Annotated in this window: 23 protein-coding genes; 12 read left to right on the forward strand and 11 right to left on the reverse strand. The window is 65.1% G+C overall.

Annotated elements, in window-relative coordinates; all coding sequences use genetic code 11:
• Nucleotides 1-62: 62 nt before the first annotated feature.
• The 5 genes from AB0M74_RS01555 to AB0M74_RS01575 form a co-directional block, all read right to left on the reverse strand.
• Complete coding sequence (locus AB0M74_RS01555) at nucleotides 63-1,052, reverse strand: nitroreductase family protein (RefSeq protein ID WP_364900385.1); 990 nt, start codon at nucleotides 1,050-1,052, stop codon at nucleotides 63-65.
• Between the two features lie 10 nt (nucleotides 1,053-1,062).
• The gene (locus AB0M74_RS01560; protein ID WP_364900386.1) at nucleotides 1,063-1,815 is read right to left on the reverse strand and encodes an SDR family oxidoreductase; all 753 of its coding nucleotides are present in this window, start codon (nucleotides 1,813-1,815) and stop codon (nucleotides 1,063-1,065) included.
• Between the two features lie 452 nt (nucleotides 1,816-2,267).
• Complete coding sequence (locus AB0M74_RS01565; RefSeq protein WP_364900388.1) at nucleotides 2,268-3,212, reverse strand: universal stress protein; 945 nt, start codon at nucleotides 3,210-3,212, stop codon at nucleotides 2,268-2,270.
• A gap of 874 nt (nucleotides 3,213-4,086) precedes the next feature.
• Entirely contained in the window at nucleotides 4,087-4,989 is a 903-nt protein-coding gene (locus AB0M74_RS01570) for a helix-turn-helix transcriptional regulator (RefSeq protein ID WP_364900390.1), read from the reverse strand.
• A gap of 652 nt (nucleotides 4,990-5,641) precedes the next feature.
• Nucleotides 5,642-6,040 carry a hypothetical protein gene (locus AB0M74_RS01575; RefSeq protein WP_364901984.1) on the reverse strand — a complete coding sequence of 133 codons (399 nt, stop codon included), beginning with the start codon at nucleotides 6,038-6,040 and terminating at the stop codon, nucleotides 5,642-5,644.
• Nucleotides 6,041-6,148: 108 nt separating this feature from the next.
• Between AB0M74_RS01575 and AB0M74_RS01580 the strand changes: the two genes are divergently transcribed.
• From AB0M74_RS01580 to AB0M74_RS01595, 4 genes are all read left to right on the forward strand, one after another.
• On the forward strand, nucleotides 6,149-7,597 hold the full coding sequence (locus tag AB0M74_RS01580) for an MFS transporter (protein WP_364900392.1): 1,449 nt from the start codon (nucleotides 6,149-6,151) through the stop codon (nucleotides 7,595-7,597).
• Nucleotides 7,598-7,747: 150 nt separating this feature from the next.
• Complete coding sequence (locus AB0M74_RS01585) at nucleotides 7,748-9,352, forward strand: GMC family oxidoreductase N-terminal domain-containing protein (protein WP_364900394.1); 1,605 nt, start codon at nucleotides 7,748-7,750, stop codon at nucleotides 9,350-9,352.
• A 604-nt stretch (nucleotides 9,353-9,956) separates the two neighbouring features.
• The gene (locus AB0M74_RS01590; RefSeq protein ID WP_364900395.1) at nucleotides 9,957-11,690 is read left to right on the forward strand and encodes a CDGSH iron-sulfur domain-containing protein; all 1,734 of its coding nucleotides are present in this window, start codon (nucleotides 9,957-9,959) and stop codon (nucleotides 11,688-11,690) included.
• A gap of 126 nt (nucleotides 11,691-11,816) precedes the next feature.
• Nucleotides 11,817-12,143: a hypothetical protein gene (locus AB0M74_RS01595; RefSeq protein WP_364900397.1), complete on the forward strand. Its 327-nt coding sequence runs from the start codon at nucleotides 11,817-11,819 to the stop codon at nucleotides 12,141-12,143.
• A gap of 714 nt (nucleotides 12,144-12,857) precedes the next feature.
• Here AB0M74_RS01595 and AB0M74_RS01600 read toward each other — a convergent pair.
• Complete coding sequence (locus AB0M74_RS01600; RefSeq protein WP_364900399.1) at nucleotides 12,858-13,205, reverse strand: DoxX family protein; 348 nt, start codon at nucleotides 13,203-13,205, stop codon at nucleotides 12,858-12,860.
• Between the two features lie 135 nt (nucleotides 13,206-13,340).
• Here AB0M74_RS01600 and AB0M74_RS01605 point away from each other — a divergent pair, with 135 nt between their 5' ends.
• Nucleotides 13,341-14,219, forward strand: a complete 879-nt coding sequence (locus AB0M74_RS01605; protein ID WP_364900401.1) for a sigma-70 family RNA polymerase sigma factor — start codon at nucleotides 13,341-13,343, stop codon at nucleotides 14,217-14,219.
• A gap of 15 nt (nucleotides 14,220-14,234) precedes the next feature.
• Here the strand turns inward: AB0M74_RS01605 and AB0M74_RS01610 are convergent, their stop codons facing one another.
• Both AB0M74_RS01610 and AB0M74_RS01615 read right to left on the reverse strand, forming a co-directional pair.
• Nucleotides 14,235-14,615 carry a DoxX family protein gene (locus tag AB0M74_RS01610; protein ID WP_364900403.1) on the reverse strand — a complete coding sequence of 127 codons (381 nt, stop codon included), beginning with the start codon at nucleotides 14,613-14,615 and terminating at the stop codon, nucleotides 14,235-14,237.
• A gap of 218 nt (nucleotides 14,616-14,833) precedes the next feature.
• A complete protein-coding gene (locus AB0M74_RS01615) occupies nucleotides 14,834-15,595 on the reverse strand; it encodes a trans-aconitate 2-methyltransferase (protein ID WP_364900404.1) in 762 nt (253 codons plus the stop codon).
• A gap of 567 nt (nucleotides 15,596-16,162) precedes the next feature.
• On the opposite strand from AB0M74_RS01615, the gene AB0M74_RS01620 reads away from it, so the two are divergent.
• Nucleotides 16,163-16,498 carry a transglycosylase family protein gene (locus AB0M74_RS01620; RefSeq protein ID WP_364900406.1) on the forward strand — a complete coding sequence of 112 codons (336 nt, stop codon included), beginning with the start codon at nucleotides 16,163-16,165 and terminating at the stop codon, nucleotides 16,496-16,498.
• Between the two features lie 147 nt (nucleotides 16,499-16,645).
• Nucleotides 16,646-17,092, forward strand: coding sequence for a nuclear transport factor 2 family protein (locus AB0M74_RS01625; RefSeq protein ID WP_364900408.1), 447 nt, complete (start codon nucleotides 16,646-16,648; stop codon nucleotides 17,090-17,092).
• 162 nt (nucleotides 17,093-17,254) lie between these two features.
• Here AB0M74_RS01625 and AB0M74_RS01630 read toward each other — a convergent pair whose 3' ends face one another.
• Nucleotides 17,255-17,593, reverse strand: a complete 339-nt coding sequence (locus tag AB0M74_RS01630; RefSeq protein ID WP_364900410.1) for a hypothetical protein — start codon at nucleotides 17,591-17,593, stop codon at nucleotides 17,255-17,257.
• 414 nt (nucleotides 17,594-18,007) lie between these two features.
• Between AB0M74_RS01630 and AB0M74_RS01635 the strand changes: the two genes are divergently transcribed.
• Entirely contained in the window at nucleotides 18,008-19,258 is a 1,251-nt protein-coding gene (locus AB0M74_RS01635) for a helix-turn-helix domain-containing protein (RefSeq protein ID WP_364900411.1), read from the forward strand.
• An 88-nt stretch (nucleotides 19,259-19,346) separates the two neighbouring features.
• A complete protein-coding gene (locus AB0M74_RS01640) occupies nucleotides 19,347-20,741 on the forward strand; it encodes a pyridoxal-dependent decarboxylase (RefSeq protein ID WP_364900413.1) in 1,395 nt (464 codons plus the stop codon).
• Nucleotides 20,742-21,036: 295 nt separating this feature from the next.
• On the opposite strand, the gene AB0M74_RS01645 is transcribed toward AB0M74_RS01640, so the two are convergent.
• Nucleotides 21,037-22,290, reverse strand: a complete 1,254-nt coding sequence (locus tag AB0M74_RS01645; RefSeq protein WP_364900415.1) for a serine hydrolase — start codon at nucleotides 22,288-22,290, stop codon at nucleotides 21,037-21,039.
• Nucleotides 22,291-22,439: 149 nt separating this feature from the next.
• Here AB0M74_RS01645 and AB0M74_RS01650 point away from each other — a divergent pair, with 149 nt between their 5' ends.
• Together AB0M74_RS01650 and AB0M74_RS01655 are read left to right on the forward strand one after the other, a co-directional pair.
• Nucleotides 22,440-22,715 carry a YggT family protein gene (locus tag AB0M74_RS01650; protein WP_364900417.1) on the forward strand — a complete coding sequence of 92 codons (276 nt, stop codon included), beginning with the start codon at nucleotides 22,440-22,442 and terminating at the stop codon, nucleotides 22,713-22,715.
• A gap of 199 nt (nucleotides 22,716-22,914) precedes the next feature.
• Nucleotides 22,915-24,051, forward strand: coding sequence for a CHAP domain-containing protein (locus AB0M74_RS01655; RefSeq protein ID WP_364900419.1), 1,137 nt, complete (start codon nucleotides 22,915-22,917; stop codon nucleotides 24,049-24,051).
• Between the two features lie 411 nt (nucleotides 24,052-24,462).
• Here the strand turns inward: AB0M74_RS01655 and AB0M74_RS01660 are convergent, their stop codons facing one another.
• The gene (locus AB0M74_RS01660; protein WP_364900421.1) at nucleotides 24,463-24,936 is read right to left on the reverse strand and encodes a hypothetical protein; all 474 of its coding nucleotides are present in this window, start codon (nucleotides 24,934-24,936) and stop codon (nucleotides 24,463-24,465) included.
• Between the two features lie 224 nt (nucleotides 24,937-25,160).
• Here AB0M74_RS01660 and AB0M74_RS01665 point away from each other — a divergent pair, with 224 nt between their 5' ends.
• Nucleotides 25,161-26,114 carry a helix-turn-helix domain-containing protein gene (locus AB0M74_RS01665; protein WP_364900423.1) on the forward strand — a complete coding sequence of 318 codons (954 nt, stop codon included), beginning with the start codon at nucleotides 25,161-25,163 and terminating at the stop codon, nucleotides 26,112-26,114.

A 26,114-nucleotide genomic window follows, 5' to 3' on the forward strand; every position in this document is an offset into this window, starting at 1 on the left:
CACAGACGAACCGGCGGCGACGGATACTGCAGCACCTGGAATCACTCTTGCGGGCAGCACTATCACCTGTCCGCCGGACCCAGCGGTTGCACGACCTCGTCAAGGGGGCGGCGCGCAGTCGCCGCAACCGCGTCGGCGCTTGGCACCGCCCAGCCAACCCTGACGATGATCTGCGGATATCCACTGTCGTCCAGAACCTTCGTGCGGATCCGATTTCTGGTGGCGGTCAACTCCATCGGCTCACTCAGTGGACACGTCGCCAGCCCGAGTGTCGTAGCGGTCAGCAGCACTGCGCTAGCGGCTTCACCGGCCCGCAACTGAGACATCCGGTCATCGCTGCTGGTGCTGAGCAGCATCATCCGGTCGGCGGCGTCCACATCGCGGACAACAGCCTGCGACAAACCCGGACTCGAGAATGGCCGAACGGTCGGATCGGCAGCGAACAGCACCGCGTTGCGCGCGGGCACGCCCTGCGATGTGGCGTGTTTGCCACTCCACTCGGCGATTTCGGCACTGTAGGAGAAATCATGGACATGCTCCCACGACGCCTGCTCGAATGCCCGCAGTAACTGTGTCCGAGCCGGTTCGGAATCCACATCACGCACAAGTACTCCGTTCGCGACACCCGCGGCGATGATGGCCTCGACATGTGCGGCGGGTACCTCCCATGAGGTGTAGCGTCGGCGATCGGAGCGGCGCATATCGATAGCGCGCGCCAGCTGGACGTCCTCAGGGGTGGATGTGGCGGAACGGAACTCGACAGCTGCGAGATGCTCCGGCTCGGCCGGATGCGGCAGCCGATGGATCCGCGCCTCCCAACCGAGTGCGCGGACTGCGACCCGCAGATGATGCAGTGCCGCACCACAACTCAGTACCAGATCGCGACCGTCCGGGTCCGTGTGGCGCAGCCATCGGCTTTCGTCGGCGTACAAGTGCACCGACTCGTCACCGTACCGCCACAGCCACGGCTGCGTGTTGTGCACCGACGGCGCCCGAGACGCCAGCGCCAGAGCGGATCGCAGAGTTTCGAGATCGAGATTTGTCTTCGGCATCGCTTGCCCCTTATCGGGATTCATCCGGAAGGCCCAGGACCTGACCGGCGGTCGCCCCGCCGTCCAGCACGAACTCCGAGCCTGTCGAGTAGGTGGCCTCGGTGACCAGGAAGCGCACCATGGCCGCGACCTCCTCGGGCTCACCGAAGCGAGCCAGCGGCTGGGACGCGGCAACGGATTCGTCCATACCCACTGTCATCTGGGTGTGCACAGGGCCGGGATGTATCGAACACACACGCACATTCGCGGACCCGAGCTCGAGAGCGGCCGCCTTCGTCAAACCCCGCAGACCCCACTTGCTTGCCACATAGGCGCCGATGCCCGCGTAACCGATGAGCCCGGCGGTGGACGAGATGTTGACGATCACCCCGCCGCCCGCGGCCCGCAACCGCGGCGCCGCCAAATGCATACCGAGCCAAGCGCCGTAGAGATTGACATCGATGACATGACGAAACATTGTCGGAGATTCGGATTCGACGCCACCGAAGTCGACGATGCCCGCATTGTTGATCAATACCCCCAACGGACCGAACTCCGCCTCGGCATCATCGAGAACCGCACGCCACCCGGCCTCATCGATCACGTCCAGTCGGCGGAAGATTACGCCAGGGCCGAGCGAATCGGCCAGCGCGTTGCCCTCGCATTCGAGCAGATCGCCGATCACCACGGCGATGTGCTCCTTCGCCAGGGCAGCCACCACGGCGGCGCCGATACCACGCGCACCCCCGGTGACCACCGCACTTCTGCCCTTCAGTTCGACCATGACGATTACCCTCCAGGTGGCTGTGGCCGCTGGTTTCGTGATTCAGCATTGCGCAATCCGCTGGCGTAGATGACGGCCGAAAGTCACCGAATGCCAGGTCCTCCGGCCACGATCGGCCCCGGAGACGGGCTTCGGTCGGTCAGGTGTGGTTTCTTGTTTGCGGTCCGCGGTATACGGTTCAGGCCACCTCTGATCCCGACGGCCGATCAGAGATTTGCCCTCTGCACGGGAACCCGTCGCTCGGTAAAGGGACGAGTCGTTGCCTGGTAGAGGACTTGGTCCTGACATAGGTGCGCACTCGGATGCGCGGCGTCACTCATTCCCGGAGTGGACGCCGGTCTGACCGCGGGCACTTCACCGCCGAACAGATCAACGCGGCGGCACCGCCGATCGACGATCGGTAAACCTCCACGGCTCCTGCACCATGCGGGCGCCGACCAGCCGGGGTTCCGCTATCCCCTTCCCCGCTGCTCGTGTTTGTCGTCGTGAGGGTGGACAACCATCACCGGGCATGAAGCGTGCTGCACCAGGTTGTTGGCCGTCGAGCCGAGGAACATGCCCGCGAATCCTCCGCGCCCCCGATTACCGACGACCAGCAACTGCGCAATCTTCGACCAGGACAACAGATGAGGGGCCGGCGCGGCCACGTCCACTTTCCGGGCAACGCGGACCTCTGGAAACTTCTCCTGCCAACCCGCGAGACGCTCAGCGAGAATCGCACGTTCGACGCTGTCGAGTTGTACTCCGGGCAATCCGGCGTGACCGGCGAACCGGCCGGAGTCCCAGTCGCTCCATACGTGGACGGCAACGAGTTCGGCACCGCGCTCGGCTGCTTCGGTGAACGCCGCCGCGATCGCAGCTTCACCGACCGGACTACCGTCCACGCCTACCACCACCGGTCCCGAGGCGTGGATGGTGCCGTTGGTATCGGGATCTGTACGTACGACGACCACCGTGCCCTGAGCGTGGGCGGTAACGGCCAGCAGAGTGGAGCCCAGATGGGTGAAAGTACCGGCGTTGCCGGTCGCACCGACAACGACCACGTAGGCGTCCGCGCTGTGTTTGATCAGCAAGTGCTTACCGTTGTCGGTGCTCGCGCGAGCCGAGACTCGCAGTTCGGCCGCAACCGAGCGGGCCAGACGTTCGGCCTGTGCGACCACGTCCCTTCCCTCTTCGCGAACCGCGTCGATGAACTCGGGGACCAACATCTCGTCACCCAACGCCCAACTGGACCCCACCAGATCCATACCGTGCAGAATCTCGAGCTCGCGTCCGCGTTCGTCCGCAAACTGTGCCGCCCACCGCACGGCGGTCCATGACCCGTCCGAACCGTCCACACCGACGATCACCTTCGCAGCGGCGAGCTGGTGGGGGTCACCGAATCGTGGCTCTGCCATAAGTGCCTCCCGAGCCTGTGTGATCGTGTGTCGAGCACCCGTCTCAACCATATGGGCCGCGCCGAGGTACGAATGCGGCTGATCGTCATCAAGACAAGGGCCGAAAGAACTGCTGCCGCGCCGCGTCGACTGGTCGGGCGCGTGTCGACTGGAAGACCGCATCCGCTGGGCACTCGCTGCGCAGCGGCGGCTTCTCGGCGGATCAAAGGCAACAGACCAAGCCTGTCCTGGCCTCGGGGGACATTCCGCGCTGCGGGAACGGAACACCGCCGGCGAAATGCTGCCCCGGGCCCGCGCAGCCCGACTCATATGACAGAGGACTCTGGTCTGCGCGCAGCGCTGGGTGGCCGCGCCACGGACGCCATTCCAGGCGGCGCTCGCTCGGCGAACGGCTCGGCCGCTTCTATCGCGGAGTCGGATTCACTCGCCGCGGCTGCTACCTACCCGTCGGATGATCCACCTCGCGGGCGTCATGTACACCTCGCGATACGACGGATGATCACCGTTTCCGCAGGTCGAGCTCTGTGGTTGATGCATGTTTCCCCCTTCGGGCACGCTGCGCACACGACTAGTTGTGGACCGGCGCGGAGTTGCGAAGCACTCACCTCACCCTGTTACGCCGCAACCGATCCCGGCAAACGCGAAGCACGCCGCCATCGGAAGATCTTCGCCGCTCCTACCCTGCACCGACGGCAAGACAACTCTGTGTCCGCGAACACCACTGCCAGCGTTCGATAACTACCGTCTACGCCCGCCCTGAATCGCCGATGACGATGGCAGAGTACAGCTCTCGCGCACCACCCCAGGAGCGGCTCCGCTTACCAGTCCGCGCAATCCATCGAGCACTCTCCTGAACCTCGACACCCTGACTCCGCTACCCCGCTGCCGGGTGGAGCTGTTGGTGATGCTCCGCCCAAGGACGCTGCCGCTCCGCCACACTCATCGCCAACAACTCCCGCAACTTCCTCCACGCCACCCCATCAGTCGGGGTATAAATCTGCATCCACGCATGCGGAACCGACGGCAACGACATACTCGTCAAGAACATCTCCAAATCCCCCACCGCCAAATTACGGACCTGCTTCGTACGACTGACCGGGACCGCGACATCGTTACGCGCCCACAACGCCTTGAAATTCGGGCTCTCCGAACACAACTCGACGATGAACTCCTCCCAATGCGGATCACCCAGGTTCTTGGCATAGGCACCGCGCAGATAGCCGACCATGCGGCGCAGGTCATCCCAATTGTGTTGGTAGGTATTGCAACACTCCGGGGTGAGGAAGACCCGGCGGGCGACGTTGCGTTCACCGGTCAAGAAACCAGGACACAACGCCTCATACGGCTCGTTATGAGCCAACACGTCATACCGCGCACTCAACACCACCCCCGGCAACGGCTCCAAATGATCCAGAATCACCTGAAGCTCCTCCGGCAGAGCAGTACCCGCATCCGCCGTCGGCACCGTAGGCACATCCGCCAACCGATACAAATGCGCCTTCTCCGCCACATCCAACGACAACGCCCGCGCAACCGAATTCAACACCTGCACACTGACATTGATACTGCGGCCCTGCTCGAGCCACGTATACCACGTCACGCCCACCCCTGACAGCTGTGCCACCTCCTCCCGACGGAGACCAGGAGTGCGCCTACGCGGCCCAGGAGGTAGCCCCACGTCCTCCGGTGAGATCCTGGCGCGACGGGACTTCAGGAAGGCCCCCAGCTCTGAACGCCGCGCCTTGCGCACTGCCTGAACATCAACAACACCGGACATGCTCAGATGCTCCCACACCTCACTAGCGGTATCCAGGTGCCACCAATACCAGTATCACCGGACGGTTCACCAAGCTCCCACGACAGGCTTCCCGTGACCGCCGACGTCGGTCAAGCAAGAAGGCGGTCGATCTTGATCGTGTCCGAACCGGCACCGACGGAAACCCCCCGACGCTTCCCAACCGCGGACAGGATCGTCACGTTAACCAACGAGCGAATGATGTCCCGCTTCGCCTCCAGCGGCGCAACTTCAGGGTCGTGCCACTTCGCGCGTGGCCCCGCTGCGGCGGCCACCTGCGGCATCGGCGGCGCAGCAGCCTGGGCGCGACGCTCCGCCAGCCTCAATCAACGGGGCCTTCTCCGCTCTGTACCACGCAATCTCTCGGTGACAGGTCCACATCGATCGCGTCGCTCAACCACTTCTCGTACGGATCCCGCAATCCACGCGCCTCCGCAAGAGCTGCGACTGCGTCATCGGCTGTCCGGATCAGCGAACCCAGCAAACCCGAATCCTCGAGCCGGCGCAGAACCACCTCGTCGACAAGCGCATCAACTAGATGATCAGCCCTTCGCGTCACGCAGCTGTTTTGCATGCACGCGTAGTAGCGGCGGCGATCCACGCAACGCCGAGACACCGCGGGGCCGCCGCACTTTCAACACCGAACGATTCCGGATAGCAACCATTTAGGCGCGGTGCCCCGGAATGATCCTCGCTGCGAATCGTTGAGGATGACATTCAGCCGCTCATGAATCAGACCGTCCCAGGCCGACTTCACAGTCAACCGGTTTCCGTATTCGTCGACATGCACACGCAACCCTGCCGCCGCTTCATTCACGAGAACGCGCTTGAACATGTCGCCGTCCCATTTTGTGCGCCACCCTTTCGGACGCGGACAGAGCAGCTGGGCGACCTCCGCACGCCGCAGGCCGGGCGTGCGCCGACGGGGCCCGGGTGGCAGGCCATCCTCCAGCGAAATCCGCGCACGCCGTGACTTCAGAAAGGAGCCCAGCTCGGCACCGCGCGCCTTGCGCAGGTGCGAATTCCACAACATCGGCCATCGTGTGATCGTCCCCGAAACCCGGGACCTTATCCAGGTGCTGCCGATACCAGTTTTACTGGGCTCCTGTTACTGGTGTCGAATTCGCTGCAAGCTCAGTGCATGACCCAGACGTTGTCACCGGGTTCGGCCAAGACGACACCCGCCACGCCGACTCCCCCACCATCTCCCGCGTACGGCGCGCGGCGCACCATTGCGATCCTCGCCGTCATCCTGACCGGTCAGTTCATGGCGGTGCTCGACGCCTCCATCGTGAATGTCGCTATTCCCTCCATCCGCACCTCGCTGCACACGAGCGGATCGGCGCTGCAGCTGATCGTCGCCGGATACGTCATCGCCTACGCCGTGCTGCTGGTCACCGGCGCCCGGCTGGGTGACAGGTTCACTCAGCGCCGCACTTTCATCGCCGGCCTCGCGGTGTTCACCGTGGCCTCATTAGCCTGCGGGTTGGCGTGGAATGAAGCCACCCTGATCGTGTTCCGATTCCTGCAGGGCGTCGGTGCGGCGGCCATGGTCCCGCAGATCATGACCCTGATCCAACGCAATTTCACCGGCAACGCCAGGGCCAAGGCGCTCAGCACATACTCCGCGATCATTTCCGGCGGCATGGTGGTCGGTCAGGTCGTGGGCGGCCTGATCGTCAACGCCAACCTCTGGGATAGCAGCTGGCGTGGCGTGTTCCTGGTCAATGTACCGATCGGTGTGGCGCTCCTGCTGGTCGCGCCGCGGGTATTGCCTTCGGACACGGCACGATTCGACCGCAAGCTCGATCTGGTCGGACTGGCGATGCTGACCGTTTCGGTGCTGCTGCTCGTCCTACCGATGGTGCTCGGCCACGAACAGCACTGGCCGCTGTGGACATGGATCGCCCTGGGCACCAGCGTGATCGGTGTCGTGGTATTCCTCGCCATCGAACGAGCGGTCGCGGCGCGCGGCGGCGAACCATTGTTCGCGCAACGGGTATTGCAGGCCCCCGGGTTGGTGCTCACCGCGGCGACGTTGTTCGTGATCATGGCGACCTTCGGCGGCTGGATGTTCGTGATGGCCATCCACCTGCAGAGCACCCTCGGCTACACCGCACTGCATGCGGGGCTGCTGTTCATCCCGATGGGCGCCACGTTCGCGCTGGCAAGCCTGAACTGGGAGCGCATTCCACACCGCTTCCACGCTGTCATGATCCCGCTGGGGCTCGTGCTCGGTGCGACGACGATGGTGACGCTCGGCACGCTGCTGCGCGACGGCGCCGACTTGGGCCCGCTGCCGCTGACGATCTTCGGAATCCAAGGTATCGGCTTCGGACTCGCGTTCAGCCCATTGATGACCAGGACCCTGGCCAAGATCCCGATGTCGCTCGCCGCGGACGCGAGCGGAATCCTGGTCACCAGCGTGCAGCTGGGCATCGTCGTCGGCATCGCCTGCTTCGGCACCCTTTTCCTGGGGCTGGTGGGCGCCACCGCTGTGTCGGCAGCCCATGCACTGGGCAGCACGGCGATCGCCGAGGGTGTGACGGTACTGGCCGCCGCCGCGCTCGCAACCAGGGCAGCGCGCTGAGCACCGTTCACAGGTGATTCGCCGGAAACCCACCGCTCACCCACAGCGGTGGGTTTCCGGCGGTTTGCTGTCCAGATTTCCAAGAAAGCGAACCCGTAGCCGCCGGATCCTCGTATGTTTGCCCTACGCAGTGTGGATCGGAGTGGGACAGTGCAGACAGCTGGGATAACAGCGGACTACGTCATCGTCGGCTCGGGATCCGCCGGTGCGGTCCTCGCCAACCGGCTCAGCGACGACCCCGGCACCACCGTGGTGCTGCTCGAGGCGGGGCCGCCCGACAAGAACAAGTTTGCCCACATTCCCGCTGCGTTCTCGAAACTGTTTCGCACAGAAGTGGATTGGGATTATCTCACCCAGCCGCAGCCGGAGCTGAACAACCGGCAGATTTATTGGCCGCGCGGGAAGATGTTCGGCGGATCGTCGTCGATGAACGCGATGATGTGGGTCCGCGGATTCCGCGCCGACTACGACGAGTGGGCGCTGCTGGCGGGCGAGGAGTGGGGATTCGCCGCCGCGGTGGAGCAGTACCGGCGCATCGAGAACGTCGAAGACGCGCAGTACCCGGACGAGGGGGCGGCCGGGCCGCTGCACATCTCACGGCAGCGCAGTCCACGGGCATCGACAGCGGCTTACCTGACCGCGGTGCAAGACGCCGGGTTCGCGGTGGAACCGCCGAACCGGCCGCAGCCGGACGGGTTCAGCGAAACCATGGTCACCCAGCGGGGCGGTCGCCGATGGAGTACGGCAGATGCCTATCTGCGGCCCGCGCTGCGACGGACGAATCTGACCGTCCGTACCGAAGCGCTCGTCTCCCGGGTCCTGTTCGAACGTGGTCCCGGGGGCGCACTGCGCGCGGTCGGCGTGGAATATCTGCAGGGCAACGCCTCGCACACGGTCACCGCGCGCCGCGAAGTGATCCTTTGCGGCGGCGCGATCAACAGCCCGCAGCTGCTCATGCTCTCCGGCATCGGCGACCGGGACGAGCTCACCAGGCAGGGCATCGAGGTCGTGCACCATGCCCCGGAGGTCGGCGCGAATCTGCAAGACCATCTGGTCGCCGGCATCGGCTACAGCGTCGAAGCGGACTCGCTGTTCACCGCGGAGAAGCCGCGCCAGCTGTTGGATTATCTGATCCGGCATCGCGGCATGCTGACCTCCAACGTCGGTGAGGCCTACGGGTTCGTGCGCAGCCGATCCGATCTCGACCTGCCCGATCTGGAACTGATCTTCGCGCCGGCACCCTTCTACTACGAAGGACTGCTCGACCCCACCGAGCACGGCGTCATCCTGGTGACGGTACTGCTGCGGCCGCATAGCCGCGGCCGCATCACCCTCGCCTCGAGCGACCCGACGGCGAAACCGGTCATCGATCCCAGATATCTCTCCGACAGTGCGGGCGCCGACCGCGCCGCGATCATGTCGGGGCTGCGAACCTGCGCCGAACTGGCGGCATCGCCTGCGATGAAAGCCGTACTCGGGCCGTTGATCTATCCGCCGCAAGCGCCGAGCGACATGGAAGCAACCCTCACACTGGCGCTGAACGGCTACTCGCACACCCTCTACCATCCGGTGGGCACCTGCCGAATGGGCACCGACGAAGCAAGCGTGGTCACACCGCGACTGGAAGTCCGTGGCGTGCACGGACTTCGGGTCGCCGATGCGTCGGTGATGCCGCTGCTCATCCGTGGCCACACCCATGCGCCGAGCGTGTTCATCGGCGAACAGGCGGCCAAGTTCATCAGCGCAGGGCGCTGACCACTTCCACACCAGGGTCTCGATTCGGCGCAGAGTGTCCGCGTCTCGGACAATCTCGGCGAACGGGGCAGAAGACCTCCGGACGTCCTCCCGAATAATTCCGGCAGCCCGAGGCCGCCGCGCTGTCTCCGACACGAGGTGGCTAATTCCCGTTGGTCCGGGCCGAGAGTTTCTCGATGAGTAAGGGCACACAGCGCTCGAGCGAACCCACCGCGCCGTAGGCGGCGGTCTGCGGCTGGGTGGCGTGCAATCGGGAGTGCCCAATTTCCTGACCGCGGCCTGCTTCGAGAGGGCACATTCGCGCGGTGCGAGGTCGGCGAACGCGGCAGGATCCGGTTGGCGAGCGCCGGTATGCGGTGTATCTCGGGGCTGCCACCTGGTGGCTCGCACCTGGGGGCGCCGGTGGGCAAGGCCCGCATTGGACAGCGGGGATCCGGAGCGGGCGTAGCGGGCACGTTCGACCGCTCGAGAGGTATCGGTCGCAACGCTGGAGGCGGAAACGCCGCCCATTCCCGGCGCCGGGGATTCCTCGACCTGGACCGAAACAAAGTAATGAAGTAATCATTGTCCTGTTGGACCGTTAGACAGAGAAACAGGAGCAGGAGTGCACAACGAACTGGAGTCCTTGCTGACCCGGGCCCTGACGCTCGACCGGCACTTCGCCAAGCTTATGGAAGGCCACCCGGCAGGAAGCGCTGCGCCCCTGCAAGATTCGGTGATTCGACCATTGACGGAAGCGTTCACCGAGATGACCGGCCGGGCCCCGGACGTCAACCCAGCCGAGGAAACCGGAGCAGAAACCACAGACCAGGTGTGGCAGCTCGCGCGCGACATCACCAGGTTCCGCGGCAACCCCGGACTACCGACAGGGGTTCAGGAGGCCACCGCCGCCCTTCAGCACCTGGCCGTCCTGTCCGCTGACGACCCGGACGCTCGCGTGGCCGAGCTCACCGCGCTCCAGTCCGGCCTGGAACCCCAGATCCAGGTCGCCCCCGACGGGCCGTACCTGGTCACCAACGCGACCAAGATCACCGACTGGCTGGGCGTGGCCATCCGAGCGCTCCCGCAGCTGGCCCTGTGCCGCTGCGGAGCCTCGGAGACGAAACCGCTCTGCGACGGCAGCCACGCCCGCATCGGATTCAGCGGCACCAAGGATCCGCAGCGGGTGCCCGACAGCCGAGAAACCTACGAGGGCGTTGCGGTCACCGTTCTCGACAACCGCGGCCTGTGTGCCCATTCCGGGTTCTGCACCGATCGGTTGCCGAACGTATTCCGGTCTAGCGCGGAACCTTTCGTCGCACCCAGCGGCGGCCGGATGGACGAGATCAAACGGGCGGCACGAGCCTGCCCCTCCGGCGCGCTCGGTTACGCAGTCGACGGCAAGGAGGGTGACGCCCCGGCCAGGGAACCCGCGATCGAGGTATCGAAGGACGGTCCGTACCGGATCACCGGTGGCATCCCGCTGGTCGATTGCGGCCAACGGAACACGGGCGCGTCGAGCGAGCACTACAGCCTCTGCCGGTGTGGCCACTCGCAGAACAAGCCGTTCTGCAGCGGCATGCACTATTACGTCGGATTCACCGATCCGGTGCCCTCCGAGGAGCCGACGCTGTTCGAGTGGGCAGGCGGCCTCCCCGCGCTCACCCGGATGACGCACATCTTCTACGGCAAGTACGTTCCCGAAGATCCACTGCTCGCGCCGCTTTTCGCCAGCATGTCTCCCGACCATCCCGAGCGTGTGGCTGCCTGGCTCGGCGAGACCTTCGGCGGACCGAAGCTCTACACCGAGATGTACGGCGGCTACGAGCACATGGTCGCCGAGCACGCGGGCAAGGCGCTCACCGAGGAGTGGCGGGCGCGGTGGGCGCAGCTCATCTCTCGTGCCGCAGATGACGCCGGGTTGCCGACCGACGCCGAATTCCGGGCCGCGCTCGCCGCCTACATCGAGTGGGGATCGCGCATCGCACTGGAGAATTCGCAGCCGGGCGCGACTCCCCCGCCGCACATGCCGGTACCGCAGTGGTGGTGGGTATGCAACGCCACACCTGGATCCCGGGTTTCCGCCCTCGCAGCTCCCGCCGAAGCCGAGCACACCATCGAACTACCGAGTCCGGACGAACCGGTCAGCTTCGACCGCCACATCAAACCGCTCTTCCGGGCGATGGACCGCAAATCGATGAGCTTCGTCTTCGATCTGTGGTCGCACACCGACGTCGTGCAACACGCCGCCGGTATCCTCGACCGACTCCAGCAAGGATCCATGCCCTGCGACGGCCGCTGGCCCCAAGACCACATCGATGTCTTCGCCCGCTGGATCGCCGACGGCACTCCCGAATAACAGCCGCGGCGCCACCGCTCTGCCCCACCGGGGTAGAGCGGACCGCGACAGTCGGGTTCGACCCCGCTAATCGGCGGTGCCGGACTCGGGTTCCGCGCTGAGGTGACGACCTCGAGAGGAGACCCGGTGACGCTGCCAAAGAAGGGTGCCCGGCGCATCGTCGTCGATGGGGTCGCCTACCGATGGCGCGTTCGGCGACGGCCGACCTATATGCAAGCAATCGCGTTGATGCGCTTGACCTTTGCTGTCGAGCACGCCGACTGTCCCGGCTCCACGTTGGTCGTCGAAACCAGCCACGCTCATTCCCGCAACTGGATGGGCATTCCCCCGGTTTCCGTCCGTCCTGCTGACGTTGCCGCGAGCATCCGTCTCGGACTGGCACGCGGATGGAAGCCGTCTTCTCCCGGTTCACCTTTCATGCTGGACCGGTCCGGCAGCGCCACCTCGCCCTGATCGCGGTCCGGAGCGCTCGGCACGGTAGCAAGGCCGGTCGTGTCGGGTGACAAATGGTTCGGACAGCGGGGAGTACCTGTGGTCGCCGGGTCGCTACGGAATGCCGAGGCCGTCGGTGCACGGATGCACCGACAGGGCTGGGGCACACCGGAGTTACCGGTCACGGTGATCGCCGCGGGCGAGCATCGGCCGGGACACCCGGTGCTCCGCCCTGCGGTCGAGAACCTACTCGGTGCGGGCGCGATCATCCATGCGCTGAACCAGCGCGGCGCGGCGCGCTGTCACCGGAAGCGCTCGTCGCCGAGGCGAGCTCCACCGGGTGTGGACATCGCGACCATCGTTACCGAGCGCTCCTCCGGTCGGGAGCTCGCGGAAGGCGGTTTGCCGACGACGTCGCGATCGCCACCGAACTCGAGACCAGCGACGTAGTGCCACTACTCGTCGACGGTGTCTTCATCGACGCCCGCCGCAGGTGATCAAGCGTGTCACCATGACATCTTTGGCGCCGATATGTGGTGTCCCTCGAGCTGGTGGCGGCCCTTCCAGCCGGACGTCGGGAAAGGCTCGCCCGATCGCCCCTCGCCCTCGCCCTCGCCCTCGGCATCGGCAGGCCGGATTGGCATGGCGTGCAACATTGCTCGTGCCGCACAAGTGCGCAGCGCGCACCTTCGCATCATCCGCCTTTCTGGTCCTACGTCGTTGTGGACCGCGAGCTCATGCGGCAACGAAGAGGCCGACAGACCCAGCGGCGAGCGCAAGCCACGGCAGCGGGTAGGCGATGTGGGAGTACCAGCGAGCGCGCACGATGGTGACGACCGCGCCGAGGAAGTACAGAACCAGGCCAATAGCGGCAACAAGGCCGATGGGCGGAATGAGGAGGCCGACCAGGAGGCCGAGCGCGCCGAGGGCCTTGAGACCGCCGAGCAGGCCGAGCGCCTGCGCGGGGATGCCGTAGTTCCGCATGTTGTCCAGCAGCCACTGCGGCCGGACAACATCGATGGCGGCCGCGCCCGCGGCGGCCACAGAGGCGAGCACGGTGACGACGATGTAAGCGATATGCACGGGAAATACCCTCCTGTTGGATGGACCCGATGTCTGCGATCGTGATGGGGCGCGCGAAGCGCCGCACCCACGGTCACTCGGGCGGTGTTGAGTTCGTCATCGGAGATGACGGATGGCGGCGAGGAAAGGTGACCGATGCACGCACAGGATTTGTTGGCGCGCCGATTCGAAACGCATCGTGGCCACCTGCGGTCGGTCGCCTATCGAATGCTCGGCTCCTCGAGCGAAGCCGAAGATGCGGTTCAGGAGGCATGGCTACGGCTGGCACTGGCCGACACCGGCGAGGTGGAGAATTTAGCGGGCTGGCTGACGACGGTCGTCTCACGGATCTGCCTGGACATGCTGCGATCGCGAGCCGCGCGGCGCGAAGACCCCATGGAGTCCCTCGTCGATCTCGGCGACACGGGCTACGACAGCGACCCGGAACACGAAGCCGTACTTATTGATTCGGTGGGCCGCGCGCTGCTGGTGGTGCTGGACACCCTTCGCCCCGACGAGCGGGTGGCATTCGTGTTGCACGACATGTTCGCGGTGCCGTTCGATCAGATCGCGCCGATTGTGCGGCGTACGACCGCCACGACCAAGAAACTCGCGAGCCGGGCCCGAGCGCGCGCCCACGGTGACGCGACCGCGTCCAGCACCGAACTCGCGGAGCAGCGCCATGTCGTCGAGGCGTTTCTCACCGCCGCGCGCAGTGGTGACCTCGGCGCGTTGCTGGCGGTGTTGGCACCGGAGGTGGTGCGCACCGCCGATCCCGCCGCGCTGCCCGCCGGAATGGCCTTGGTTGCCCGTGGTGCGGATGCCGTGGCGAAAGAGACCCTGCTGCTTCGCAATCGCTCGCAGGTCGCCACCATTGCCCTCGTCAACGGCGCGGTGGGCATCATCGTGGCGCCGCGTGGTCGGCTACTGCTCGCGCTCACTGTCTCGGTCGAAGGCGATCGGATCGCGGCCTACGAGGTGTACGCCGATCCGGCTCGCCTGCGACAGCTCGAGCTGGCGGTGCTTCCGGACTGACCGTCGAAGTTCACGCTATGGCGATGCGCAGCACAAATGCGCCGATCGACCGGATCGGTATGCCGCAGGCACGGGCATACGCTTCCCCGCCTTCGCCTTGACGTGGAAGCCGATACCGCCGAGAAAGTAGAGCATCGGCCCGACCGCGGCAGCAATCCCGACCGGCGCGAACCACAGGCCGATGAGCAGACCCGCCACACCGGCGAGCAGCACTGCGGCCAATGGATTCCGCCAGCGCTTCGACACCCCGATGGCGGCGCACCCTCCACGAACTGCGGACGCCGAGTGATCTCGAAGAACGCAGATATGGACAATATGACGGCAAGCAATACAGAAATAATGACGGTGGCAATGAACATAATGCGTTTCCTCGAATGTCACTCTCGGCGACTGCATTCGACATGGATCGGCGCGACGACCAACGGAACACGTGCGTCGCGACCATACGCCGGTCCGTCACCAAGCATTCCGAGGGCATGACAGATCTTCAGTCACGACACATCACCACCGAAAGGTGTCAGCTGCTCGATGGCCACGACGTATCCGTGGCAGTCCCATAACCAGCTGCGTTCGGCAAGTCACGAAATACCTCCGCCGCCATACGGTCCGGTGCCCTACCCGGCCTTGCGGCCGACGACGAACACTCGGCGGAAAGGTAGCCAGGTGGTGCCGTCGGTGTGGCGCGGGTATTCCGCCCGCAGCAGTGGGGCGAGTTGCGCGGTGAATGCTTGCCATTCGGTGTCGTCGAGCGCGTCGCGAACGGGACGCAGCGCAGTTCCGGTGAGCCATTCCAGCACGGGGTCCTCCCCCACGAGGCGCTGGAGGTAGGTGGTCTCCCATGCGTCGACCTGACAACCTGTGAGTAGTCGGGCGTATCCCTCTGGGTCGAGAACCGCGCGCGGTTCGAGGATGCCCGCCGGGGCCAGTTCGGTGCGCCACTGATCCCGGGACGCGAGTTCACGGAGTGTTCGGTGGGACGGCGCATCGAAGTTGCCGGGAACCTGGAAGGCCAGCCACGCTCCCGAAGGCATGCGAGCTACCCATCGAGGCAGCAAGGCCGTGTGGGTCGGCACCCATTGCAGGACGGCGTTGCAGATCACGACGTCGGTGTCCGGGGCGGGGTGCCACTCCTCGACGGCGCCGAGGGTGGCATCGACACCCCGATCTCGGGCTGCCGCGACCATGTCCGGCGAGGAGTCGGACGCCTCGATGATCGCTCCCGGCCAACGCTGCGCGAGTGCGAGGGTCAGATGGCCGGGCCCACATCCGAGGTCAACCACCCGGCGCGGCTGTTCGGCGGCCACACGGTTCAGCAGATCGAAGAACGCGCGTGAACGGTGGTCGTCGAACGCGAGGTACTTCTCGGGATCCCACATCGGCTCTCCAATGTCATTGGATTGCAACAAACCGTACGGACGTACTGTAAGACATCACAGGCAATACGGCCAGCATCTGCCGCAGAAACCCGTTCGCCACAGACTTCGCCTCCACGGTCCACCTCAACGGATCGACCCAGACCGATCAATGTCCGACCAGGCGCTCACGCGGCCTCGAATCAGGTCTCCCGACGCCACATCGCCGCCCGAGAAGCCGGGGTCGCGCTATCGAACATCGATCGACGCGACCCGAATCACTATTTCATAGTGATCTCGCACACATAACGTAACAATAACTAACAATTGAACTATTGCATTTCCCCAGCGCTATACCGGAAAACGGATGCAGTCTATCGATGCGGTTCAGGCAATTCGGACGTTATTCCGACGTGATCCTCCGCGACTTCTCGGTTAACGTCGCTGGCGGCCCGGATCAACATCCGGTTCTGACTCGAATCGCCGAACACCGGCAACCCTGCCCCACGATTCGAGGATCCCCGACATTCCTGGGGGCAGGGACCCGTGTGCAGCTTCCGCGGGCCGGTAGGGCGCAGGCAGGGAATCACTATGTTGAAGAACCGTAAGTTCACCACCCGTGCGCTCGGCACCACCGCCGTCATCGGCGCCCTCGTCGCCGTCCCGTTCAGTGTCGCCACCGCCACCGCGTCGGCCGACGGCCACAACTGGGACAGCGTCGCGCAATGCGAGAGCGGCGGCAACTGGGGCACCGAAACCGGCAACGGCTTCTCCGGCGGCCTGCAGTTCACCCAGAGCACCTGGGAAGCCAACGGCGGCTCCGGCAGCCCGAGCGGCGCCAGCCGCTCCGAGCAGATCCGCGTCGCGGAGAACGTGCTCGCCACCCAGGGCCCCGGCGCATGGCCGGTGTGCGGCGCCTACCTGTAAGGCCGCAACCTCGTTCGACCAGCACGGCCCTGTCACGCGGAATCCGCCGACAGGGCCGTGCCGCGTCACCGGCCGGAACGCGCTCTTGCTTACTTGCTCCGACACTGATGGCATTACTGAAACCTGTGTCAGTCCAAGGAGGCGCCCATGCTGTCGTTGCAGGAGATTTCGGACCGCCTGGAGATCCAGGATCTAATGGTCCGCTACTCGCACGCGGTCGACACTCGGCAGTGGGACCTGCTCGACGACGTCTTCACCGCGGACGCGCACATCGACTACTCGGCAATGGGCGGCGCGATCGGCGACCTTATGGCGACGAAAGCCTTTCTCGCCCAAGTGCTCCCGAACTTCCCGGCATTCCAGCATTTGGTCGGCAATTCGTCGATCACCGTCGACGGCGACACCGCGACCGGCCGCACGATGTGTCACAACCCGATGCTCGTCGCGAACGGCGACGGACAACAGAGCATCATGTTCTGCGGCCTGTGGTACCTCGACACCTTCGTCCGCATCGACGGTCGATGGCGTATCAAGGAGCGCGTCGAGGAAAAAAGCTACATGTATCTCACGCCTGCGACGCCGAGCATGGGCTGAATTGGCGAAGATATCGGCGCGCACGTGGCAGCAAGTGCCACTGAGCTGGCACTGCCCCACCCTGCCATCGCGAAACGGCGGGGCAGATGATGCACGGTCAACGGGGCGGTCCCGAGATCAGAGCGCGGTTTGTCGAGGGTGTCCCGAGAACGCCGGGCTGACCTATTCCGCATAGGCTCGCGTCACCGCGGAGGTCAACATATCGACGACTCCGCCGACCGCGCCGGGCTCGATCCCGCTTTCCCAGGTGCACGTCACCGGCTCCCCGACCGGACCGCCCTCGGCCAGAGCGGTTTTCACGCTGTCGCGGACGGCGGCGTGCACCGCTTCGATGGGGACTCCCGCCGCAGCGCAGCGGGCGGCGGCGTGCTCGAACCATGACAGCACCATCGAACCCGAGGCCTCGGCGGCATCCACGAGGACGAGTGCGAGCTCGAAGCCTGACTTGAGCAGCGCATCGGGGCCCGTCGCCCAGGCCTTGTCGTGTGGGCGCATCGTCATGGGACTCCCTCCGCGTAACGCCCTTGTCGGATTCCGACGCTACGGGCTGACCTACCGGCCTTCGAGCCGACGGGCCCGTTTCGGCGAATGGACGAACTCGGGTGCGGATTGATTGTGAAACATCCCTAAGTTGCCCGAACCGACGCGAACGCAGCCGCCTCGCAGCGGTTGCGTTCTCCATAACGAGGCAGCTCGCCATCGTGGCGTCGGGACGGCCTGCGGTTCGAAACTCGGACAATTGACCAGTTCAGCAGGACGTAGCCGATCTTGCGCGTTCTCGCACTGTGAACCCTCACAGGGATGCGCGCGCCAGGTTCGGAACATGCCCCGAACCGACAACGCCCCCTCGTTCCGCGAGGTCGCCACGTTACCGTGGGGTGCTTCGCCACGTTGCGACGCCGGAAGGGAGCCACGATGACCGTCACCAGTTCGGATCGACCGGATCTGACCGTATCGGGCAGGCCGGTGACGTCCTCACTGCAGGATGTCCGGGCATTGTCACAGCAGATGGTCGGGCACTTCGTCGAGAACGTCGTCCCATGCCGGACGTTGCCGGGCGAGGCGCTCAACGGTGACATCACCACCATCACTCGGGTGTGCCTGGAGTTGGCGGTGAGCATGTTCGACGGCACCGATATTCCGGAGAAGACCCAGCACCTGCAGAAGGTCGCGGCGGGGTGGGCCCGCGAGGGCATCCCGATCGACACGATCCACCATGCCGTGCACGAGGGTTTCAAGCTCGGTTTCGACCTCATCCTGGCCAACGCCACCGCCGACGACTTCGACAATCTCAAGCAGATCAGCAGACGATTGCTCGAAATCCTCGACACCATCACCTCCACCGTCTCGCAGGCCTACGTCCGGGAGCTACGGGCAGTGGTCAGTGAGCACCACACCGCCGCACACACGCTCACCTCAGCACTGCTCGGCGGCCATCCCACCTCCACCATGGCGCGCGAATGCGGGATCGGAATCGCCGAATCGTATTCCGTTCTTGCCGTGTCGATTCCGCAACACCCCGAGGAGCGCAATCCCAGGGTCGACAGCACCGTGGTCGCCCGGCGCAAGTTGCGCCGTGTGCAGGCCGAGCTCGCGACCCGGTGCGGCGAAGGTGCGCTGTCGCTGTTGAGCGTCGACGGCGGCACCATTCTGCTGCCTGCCACACTGTTCGAGGACCACGCCCTCGACGCGCTCATCGACCAGCTTTCGCACGCCGCACAAGTCCCGATCACCGCCGCGGTAGTGCCCGCGACCCCGGCCCAGGTGCCCGCCGCAGCTGATCAAGCCCATGAGCTGCTCGACATGGTGGCCCGGCTGCACAACGTCCACGGCCTGTATCGCTTCGACGATTTGGCCCTGGAATACCAGCTCACCCGGCCGGGCCCCGGCCTCGACCACCTGCGCACCCTGCTCGACCCACTCGACGAACACCCCGAACTGCTCGAGACCTTGCAACGCCATATCAGCAATAACCTCAATCGTCAGCGCACCGGACGCGCCTTGCACGTCCACACCAACACCGTCGACTATCGGCTCAAGCGCATCGGTCAGCTCACCGGCTTCGACCCCGCCCAAGCCTCCGGCGTCTGGTACCTCAGATCCGCGCTGATCGCCCGCAGCTACAAGCAACCGAAGCCAGGTGGACCACAGCGCGAAGCGAGCTAGGCCACCGGCCGAGACCGGCGCCCATAAGTCCAGTTCCTTCCGACTGGACCAGGACAAATCGGTTGGCGCGCTCGTAACGTCTGCAGCTGTGGACCAGAAACTAGCCGACGATCTCGCCGAGCTGCCAGCGCTGCTCGAGGTAGTCCGCCATGCTGCCGAACAGGTATTGACCGCAATCGCCGAACGTCCCGTAGCGCTGCCGCAGGATCCGGTGCCCGCTGCACCCCTGCCGGAACAGGGAATCGGTCTGCGCCAAGCGCTTTCGGAATTCCAGCATCGTTGGGAACCGAGCTTCTCCGGTAGCGCGGGCCCGCGCTACCTCGGCTTCGTCACTGGTGGCGCGACGCCTGCATCGATCGCGGGTGACTGGCTGACCAGCACATTCGACCAGAATGTCATGTCCGGCGGTGATTCCACGGCGATCGATCTGGAGCACGAGACCGTCGGATGGATCAGGCAGCTCTTCGGCTTGACGCAGCACACCGGCGCATTCGTGAGCGGCGCGACCACCTCGAACCTGGTCGGGTTGGCGATCGCGCGGGAATGGCTCGGCGAACAACTCGGGGTTTCCGTGGCCACTGCGGGGGTCGGCGCGCTCGGGCCCGTCCCCGTGTTGTCCGGATCGCCGCACTCGAGCATCACGAAGTCGTTGTCGATGCTCGGCATCGGTCGCGATCGGCTCCAGCGGATACCCGCGCTGTCGGATCGGGAAGCCGTCGACGTGGACCAACTCGCCGCCGCCCTCGCCGCCCTCGACGGTCGACCCGCCATCGTGGTCGCCAACGCCGGAACGGTGAATACCGTCGACTTCGACGATCTGCGTGCCATCGCGGCATTGCGCGAGCGCTTTCCCTTTTGGCTGCATGTCGATGGTGCTTTCGGAGCCTTCGCCGCGCTTTCGCCACCGCATGCGCATCTGGTCGACGGTCTCGCCGAGGCCGATTCGTTGTGCGTCGATCTACACAAGTGGCTCAACGTGCCCTACGACGCCGCGGTCCAGTTCACCCGGCGCCGCGACCTGCAGGCACGGGTCTTCCAGAACTCCGGCGCCGCCTACCTCGGCGCACCGACCGAAGAACCGGGATTCGGGGATCTGGTACCGGAGAACTCGCGGCGACTGCGTGCGCTCCCCGCCTGGTTCACCCTGTCGGCCTACGGCCGCGACGGACACCGAGAGATCGTGCAACGCAACATTTTCTGCGCAGGCCGCCTCGGCGATCAGCTCGCCGCGACCGGCGTGATCCGGCTGCTCGCCCCGGTGCGCCTCAACGTTGTCTGCTTCACTCTCGCCGACCAGCCCAGCTCCGAACGGGTGCGGGCACTGGCCGAGGCGATCGCCGCGAGCGGGGAAGCGTTCGTCACCCCGACGGTGTACGACGGGCAACCTGGACTGCGCGCCGCCGTGAGCAACTGGCGCACCACCGAAGCCGACATAGCCCGGGTGTGTGCTGTCATCACCGCCGCCGCCCGTGGGCTCCCCTAGATTCTCGTTGCGGCTCTGCCGGCGGCCCCACCTTGCGGTGGAGCCGCCGCAGCCGAACCAATCGGTGCCCGAGTCGATGCTCACACCCCGACCTCGACAAGCAGGTTGCCACATCGGAACGACTTCGTCGACTCGAGAAGCATCGATGCGTTCGTGCATGCACCCATGCTGTTGTGCGTTCGCAAGAGTGCGCGCCAACCAGGCAGATCGTGGTCGAAGCGCGTGCCTCGATAACGAAATAGCATCGAAGGCGACCCGTCGTTTCCGAACTGTTCCCGAATGGAAGGAACCGCGCTCAGAGATCGAACGCTCGGTCGGCAGTATCCAGAACACCGATAGTGCGGGAGATCTGCGCGCACAGCTGCCACGGCCGCTTGGTATCGGTGGTCGCCTTGCCACTGGTCAGAATCGCCCCCGAGAGCCCGCGGGCCGGATCTGCCCAACCGTATTGGGTGGTCAATCCACTACGCCCGAAATGAGATTCGGTATCTCGGCCGAACTTCGACCGCCGCCCGCCCAGTTCGAAGCCTGCCCGGCTCACCGCCCCGGCCAGCCCCGGCATCCACTTCGCCGGTTGCACCGCCTGCCGCAACGTGTCCGGTTCGATGATCCTGACGCCATCCAGTTCGCCGCCGCGCGTGAGGATTTCGTAGAACCGCGACAGCTCGTACGCCGTGGTGACGAGATTGCCCGAGGGAAGCTCCGCGGTGAGGAGGGCCCGCGTTGCGGCATCGGACACCCGACCGCCCATCCCGCCACCGAGCGCTTTGCGCGCCAGGAAGGTCGACACTCGAGACGCCCGCGGCCCGGTCTTCACGCTGGGAACCACCTTGTCGACATCCTCCGGGGCCACACCGAAGTTCGTCCACCGAAATCCCAGCGGATCGAGTACCTGCTCGGCCAGATGCTCACGCATCCGTCTTCCTGTTGCCCGCTGCACCAGCAGCCGTTGGATGAGCCCACCGGTCAGCGCGTGATAGACCCGGAACCGGCCCGGCGGCCAACTCGGGACGAGATCGGCCAACCCGCGCACCGCCAACTCCTCGTCGACCACCATTTCCATACCCTTGTACGGCGGCGTGACGAAAGGTACGCCCGCCGAATGGGACATGACGTCACCGATCGTGATGGCCACCTTGCCGTTGGCGGCGAATTCCGGAATGTACTGGCACACCGGATCGCTCAACGCGAACGCGCCCTGCTCGATCAGCATGAACATCAGTGCCGCCGACACACCCTTCGCTGTGGAGAACCCGCAGAACGGCGTTTCCGGCGTGACGAGCACTTTCGCCGCGCCAGGCCCGTCGGCGGGGGCGTTCCCCCAGCCGTGTCCGATGGCCCGGTTCAACACGATCTTCTCGTTGCGCCGCAGACACACCTGGATCGCGGGTGTCGTTCCCAGCCGGTACCAATCGCGTACCGAGTCCCACAGCGACTCGACCTCACCACGAGTCAGACCGGCGGCCGCCGGATCGTCCTCGTTCCCGACTGTCGTCACCGATTCCATATCCTCGGCGACCATCACCAACGAGCCAGACGATGTACTCATCCACCCACCATAGGTGCGTTCGCACCGGCAACCCTTGCTGGTCAGACCTGATAGTCCACTGAGAACTTCGCAAATGTGACACTTTGGACCCCGCCGGCCGCGTTGATATCGGCAGGACGGCCGCCACGGCCACGACGAAGGAGTGCGCCATGACGCTCATCGGAACGCTGATCGGGTACGCGTTGACGGTGTTCGTTCTCCTACTGCTCGCCAGGATGGTGCTGGACTGGGTGGGGGTGCTTGCCGGCGCTCCTTCGTGGACGACCCGTGCCCGCACCCTGACGCGCAACTGGACCGAACCGGTGATCGCACCGGTGCGCCGGATGCTGCGACCGGTTCGAGCGGGCGGGCTGTCGATCGACCTGGCGTTCACGGCGGTATTCGTCGTTGCGCTGATTCTGCGCACGATCGCCTTCAGCCTGTAGGCATCCTTCGCCGGGTGTTCCCGCGACAGATAGGGCGCTCGATCACTCAGTCTTGCCAATGTCGGGAATGCCCGATAATCAGAGAAATTGAGGGTCGGCCACGCGGCCGGATGGGTCGTGACCGAGTGAGGTAACGGATGTCGCTGTTCGTAAGCCCGCGGGCGGGTGCCGCCCGGACCACCTGCAGTGAGGTGGCTCGATGAGCCCGGGACCCAAGACACCGTACAAGCCGGAAGCCGCCATCCCGGACGAATTCGAAGTCGACCTGCCGAACCATCGCGAAGGATGGCCTCCCGTCCTGATCTCGATTGTCGACTTCGCCGATGAGACCCTGCAGGACAATGTCATCAACTTGGCGGCAGGCACCCCGGGCGCGCAGACGGATCCGATGGACATTCTTCGTAACAAAGTGGAGATCCTCGCCAAATCCACGGACGGAAAACCCAGCTCCGCACTGGCAGATGACTACGGACAGAAGATCGCCAAGGTCGACGACATCAAGACGAAACTGCATGACCATAACGTGAAGGTCGACAGCTCCTCGTACTCCACCTACAAGACATCCAACACGACATTCAACTTCGTCATCAAGAAGATTCGCGCGCTGGAGGACACGCTGGGCACCTCCGACGGGCCCACCGCACCATCGCCATACATCTCCCCCACCACATTGACATACCTGCTCAACGCGATATTCGACACCCTCGGTGCCGTCCATGACAAGATCGCGTCGGCGATCGACGATATACAGGGTGATGCCGACAGAATTCACCGCTCGACGCCCTCCTATGGCGCCCCCTCCTACGCGGCTCCCTCCTATGGCGCGCGCCAGGCCCCGCTCCCCCTGCCGCGCAGCAATGGCGAGTACGCGGCCGGCCCCGCGAGGGACAAGGTCGATGTGGCAATCAAAGCCGCGTGGGGCGAACTCGCCAGGGGCGTCCACGAAACGAATGGCAACAATCATGTCGACGCGCCGTACAACATCGACGACGCGTGGTGCGCGTCATTCGCGACCTGGGCGTGGAAGGAGGCAGGCATCGACGTCGACTGGAGCAACAAGAACTACGTACCTGCCATCTGGGCCGACGCAGGCAGACTCCGGGACAATATTTCGGCTGCGGCCGCGGGCGACCTGCTCATCTGGGGCGACCAAGGCCACATCGGCCTCGTCGTCGCTCGGAACGGCAACATGATCACCACGATCGAAGGCAACTCCGGCGATCAGGTGGCCGAGCACACCTACGACATCACCAAGGGCGGCTTCGCGGGTGTCGTCCATCCACCAGCAGGCTCCAGGTCTCCAGGTGTGGGAAGTCTGCAACAAACCGCCGTGTGAATCCTTGGCTACGGTCCTCGCACGTCGTCTTCACTGAGGCGGCCGCGACACTGAGTCCCATGGATCGAGTTCGTCAAATGTGGCGAACCCGCCCATTGACGTCGCTTCACCTATCGGGATCCGCGATCTCAGCGCGGATCCCCCGAAAGAAGAGTGAGCAATGGATATTCAAGGAATCCTGGGCCTGATCCTCGGTGCTGGCAGCAGCGTGCTCAGCCTTGGTAGCAGCCTGGTCCGCTAAAGCTCCGACCACAGGCAGGCAAACGCTCACCGGCGAATGCACGCCGACACGGAAGACCGGGCGCTCGTACGAGCGTCCGGTTCGCCGCCCGGCAAGGCGTCCGCGCAACGCGAATGTGCTTGCCATACAGCAGCATTCGACTGATCCGCTCGAGCAAAAGCGATCACACCTCATGCCCCGGTTGTGGACCCGGGACGAATGATCATCAAGACCGTGACAGTCGCCCACAGCAGGTTGAATGTTCCGGTGTACATCGCCAATTGACTGATCACGGCGCGCGCGGGCGCAGTAGGATGCGACATCCCGGTGAGCTGCGTAAGGATCTTCGCCTGGTCAGGAAGCACCATCAGTGCAAGGACCCCTGCCGCAGCGGCGGTCAGGCCGATCGAGATCATCAACCAGGTATCCCCCAGCGCGCCGAGGCTTATCGCGGTGGCGAATCCGAACACCGGGACGACTATCCCGACAGCGGCGTACACCCGGCAGATGCGATGCAAGGTCCCAAGCACCACAACCGGTTGTCCCCCACCAGGTTCGGCTGCGGCACGACGCGCGAAGGCGGGGAACATGCTGGCGGCGACGGTGACCGATCCGACCGTGATGATCGCGGCGAGGACGTGGACCGAGAGCAGAAACTTGGTCACGACGCGATGACCCCCGACGACACTGATCCTGCGGACACAAGCATGGGCATTCGATCCTTTCCGTTGGCGCTTCCCGCCGACGGTAGCCAGCGCGCGCGATCATCGGAATCGGCTGGATTGCCATATCCCAACGGATTCTCGCCAACCTGCTCAACTCCTCCTGGAACGGACAACCCCAGGCCAGAATGCTTGGCGGGAATTGTGGTCGGGCCTAGTTTGTAGCCATGCACACTGTCGCCGTCCTGGCGCTGGACAAGGTCATCCCCTTCGACCTGTCCACACCGATCGAGGTCTTCACCCGCATCCGGGTCCCCGACGGTCGCACGCCCTACCGGGTCCGCGTCTGCGGTGCGACGCAGACAGTCGACGCGGGCGCGTTCACTCTGCAGCCACGCTGGGGCATGGAAGCGCTGGCCGGCGCCGACACCATCATCCTGCCGGGCTGCTCCGACCCGACCGCCCCGATCCCGCCCGAGGTCATCGATGCACTGAAACTGGCGGCGCACAACGGAACCCGCATCGCCTCGATCTGCTCGGGCGCGTTCATCCTCGCCGCCACCGGGCTGCTCGACGGACATCGCGCCACCACGCATTGGCTCGCCGCCGAACTACTCGCCGCACGGTATCCGCTGATCCAGGTCGATCCGAATGTGCTCTACGTGGACAATGGCCACATACTGACCTCTGCGGGCGCCTCGGCCGGAATCGACCTGTGTCTGCATCTGATTCGCCGCGATCACGGCGCCGCGGTGGCCGCCGCCGCCGCCCGTCTCTCGGTCATGCCGCTGGAACGTGAAGGCGGACAAGCCCAGTACATCGTCCAGGACAAACTGCCCGCACCACGCGGCTCGGTTCTGGAGCCGGTGTTGCATTGGATGGAGGACAATGCGGCACGGGAACTCACCCTCGATGACATCGCCCTCCACGCAGGCATGAGTACCCGCACCCTCAACCGTCATTTCCGCGAACAGACCGGCACCACACCGATCCAGTGGCTGCATCGCACGCGCATCCGCCATGCCCAATACCTGTTGGAAGCCACCGCGCACCCGGTCGATCGGATCGCGGGCCAGGTCGGGTTCGGCTCGCCCACGGCCTTTCGTGACCGCTTCAAGCGCATAGTCGGCACCAGCCCGAACGCTTATCGGTCGGCCTTCCACAACGCCGAAAAGGTGTGA

Origin of the sequence: Nocardia sp. NPDC051463, assembly GCF_040681975.1 — a bacterium.
GTDB lineage: Bacteria > Actinomycetota > Actinomycetes > Mycobacteriales > Mycobacteriaceae > Nocardia.

What these genes read in the sequence shown, in the direction of transcription:
- AB0M74_RS01555 (WP_364900385.1), bottom strand. Translation starts at nt 1,052, where the DNA reads ATGCCGAAGACAAATCTCGATCTCGAAACTCTGCGATCCGCTCTGGCG.
- AB0M74_RS01560 (WP_364900386.1), bottom strand. Translation starts at nt 1,815, where the DNA reads ATGGTCGAACTGAAGGGCAGAAGTGCGGTGGTCACCGGGGGTGCGCGT.
- AB0M74_RS01565 (WP_364900388.1), bottom strand. Translation starts at nt 3,212, where the DNA reads ATGGCAGAGCCACGATTCGGTGACCCCCACCAGCTCGCCGCTGCGAAG.
- AB0M74_RS01570 (WP_364900390.1), bottom strand. Translation starts at nt 4,989, where the DNA reads ATGTCCGGTGTTGTTGATGTTCAGGCAGTGCGCAAGGCGCGGCGTTCA.
- AB0M74_RS01575 (WP_364901984.1), bottom strand. Translation starts at nt 6,040, where the DNA reads ATGTTGTGGAATTCGCACCTGCGCAAGGCGCGCGGTGCCGAGCTGGGC.
- AB0M74_RS01580 (WP_364900392.1), top strand. Translation starts at nt 6,149, where the DNA reads ATGACCCAGACGTTGTCACCGGGTTCGGCCAAGACGACACCCGCCACG.
- AB0M74_RS01605 (WP_364900401.1), top strand. Translation starts at nt 13,341, where the DNA reads ATGCACGCACAGGATTTGTTGGCGCGCCGATTCGAAACGCATCGTGGC.
- AB0M74_RS01610 (WP_364900403.1), bottom strand. Translation starts at nt 14,615, where the DNA reads ATGCAGTCGCCGAGAGTGACATTCGAGGAAACGCATTATGTTCATTGC.
- AB0M74_RS01615 (WP_364900404.1), bottom strand. Translation starts at nt 15,595, where the DNA reads ATGTGGGATCCCGAGAAGTACCTCGCGTTCGACGACCACCGTTCACGC.
- AB0M74_RS01620 (WP_364900406.1), top strand. Translation starts at nt 16,163, where the DNA reads ATGTTGAAGAACCGTAAGTTCACCACCCGTGCGCTCGGCACCACCGCC.
- AB0M74_RS01625 (WP_364900408.1), top strand. Translation starts at nt 16,646, where the DNA reads ATGCTGTCGTTGCAGGAGATTTCGGACCGCCTGGAGATCCAGGATCTA.
- AB0M74_RS01630 (WP_364900410.1), bottom strand. Translation starts at nt 17,593, where the DNA reads ATGACGATGCGCCCACACGACAAGGCCTGGGCGACGGGCCCCGATGCG.
- AB0M74_RS01635 (WP_364900411.1), top strand. Translation starts at nt 18,008, where the DNA reads ATGACCGTCACCAGTTCGGATCGACCGGATCTGACCGTATCGGGCAGG.
- AB0M74_RS01645 (WP_364900415.1), bottom strand. Translation starts at nt 22,290, where the DNA reads ATGAGTACATCGTCTGGCTCGTTGGTGATGGTCGCCGAGGATATGGAA.
- AB0M74_RS01650 (WP_364900417.1), top strand. Translation starts at nt 22,440, where the DNA reads ATGACGCTCATCGGAACGCTGATCGGGTACGCGTTGACGGTGTTCGTT.
- AB0M74_RS01655 (WP_364900419.1), top strand. Translation starts at nt 22,915, where the DNA reads ATGAGCCCGGGACCCAAGACACCGTACAAGCCGGAAGCCGCCATCCCG.
- AB0M74_RS01665 (WP_364900423.1), top strand. Translation starts at nt 25,161, where the DNA reads ATGCACACTGTCGCCGTCCTGGCGCTGGACAAGGTCATCCCCTTCGAC.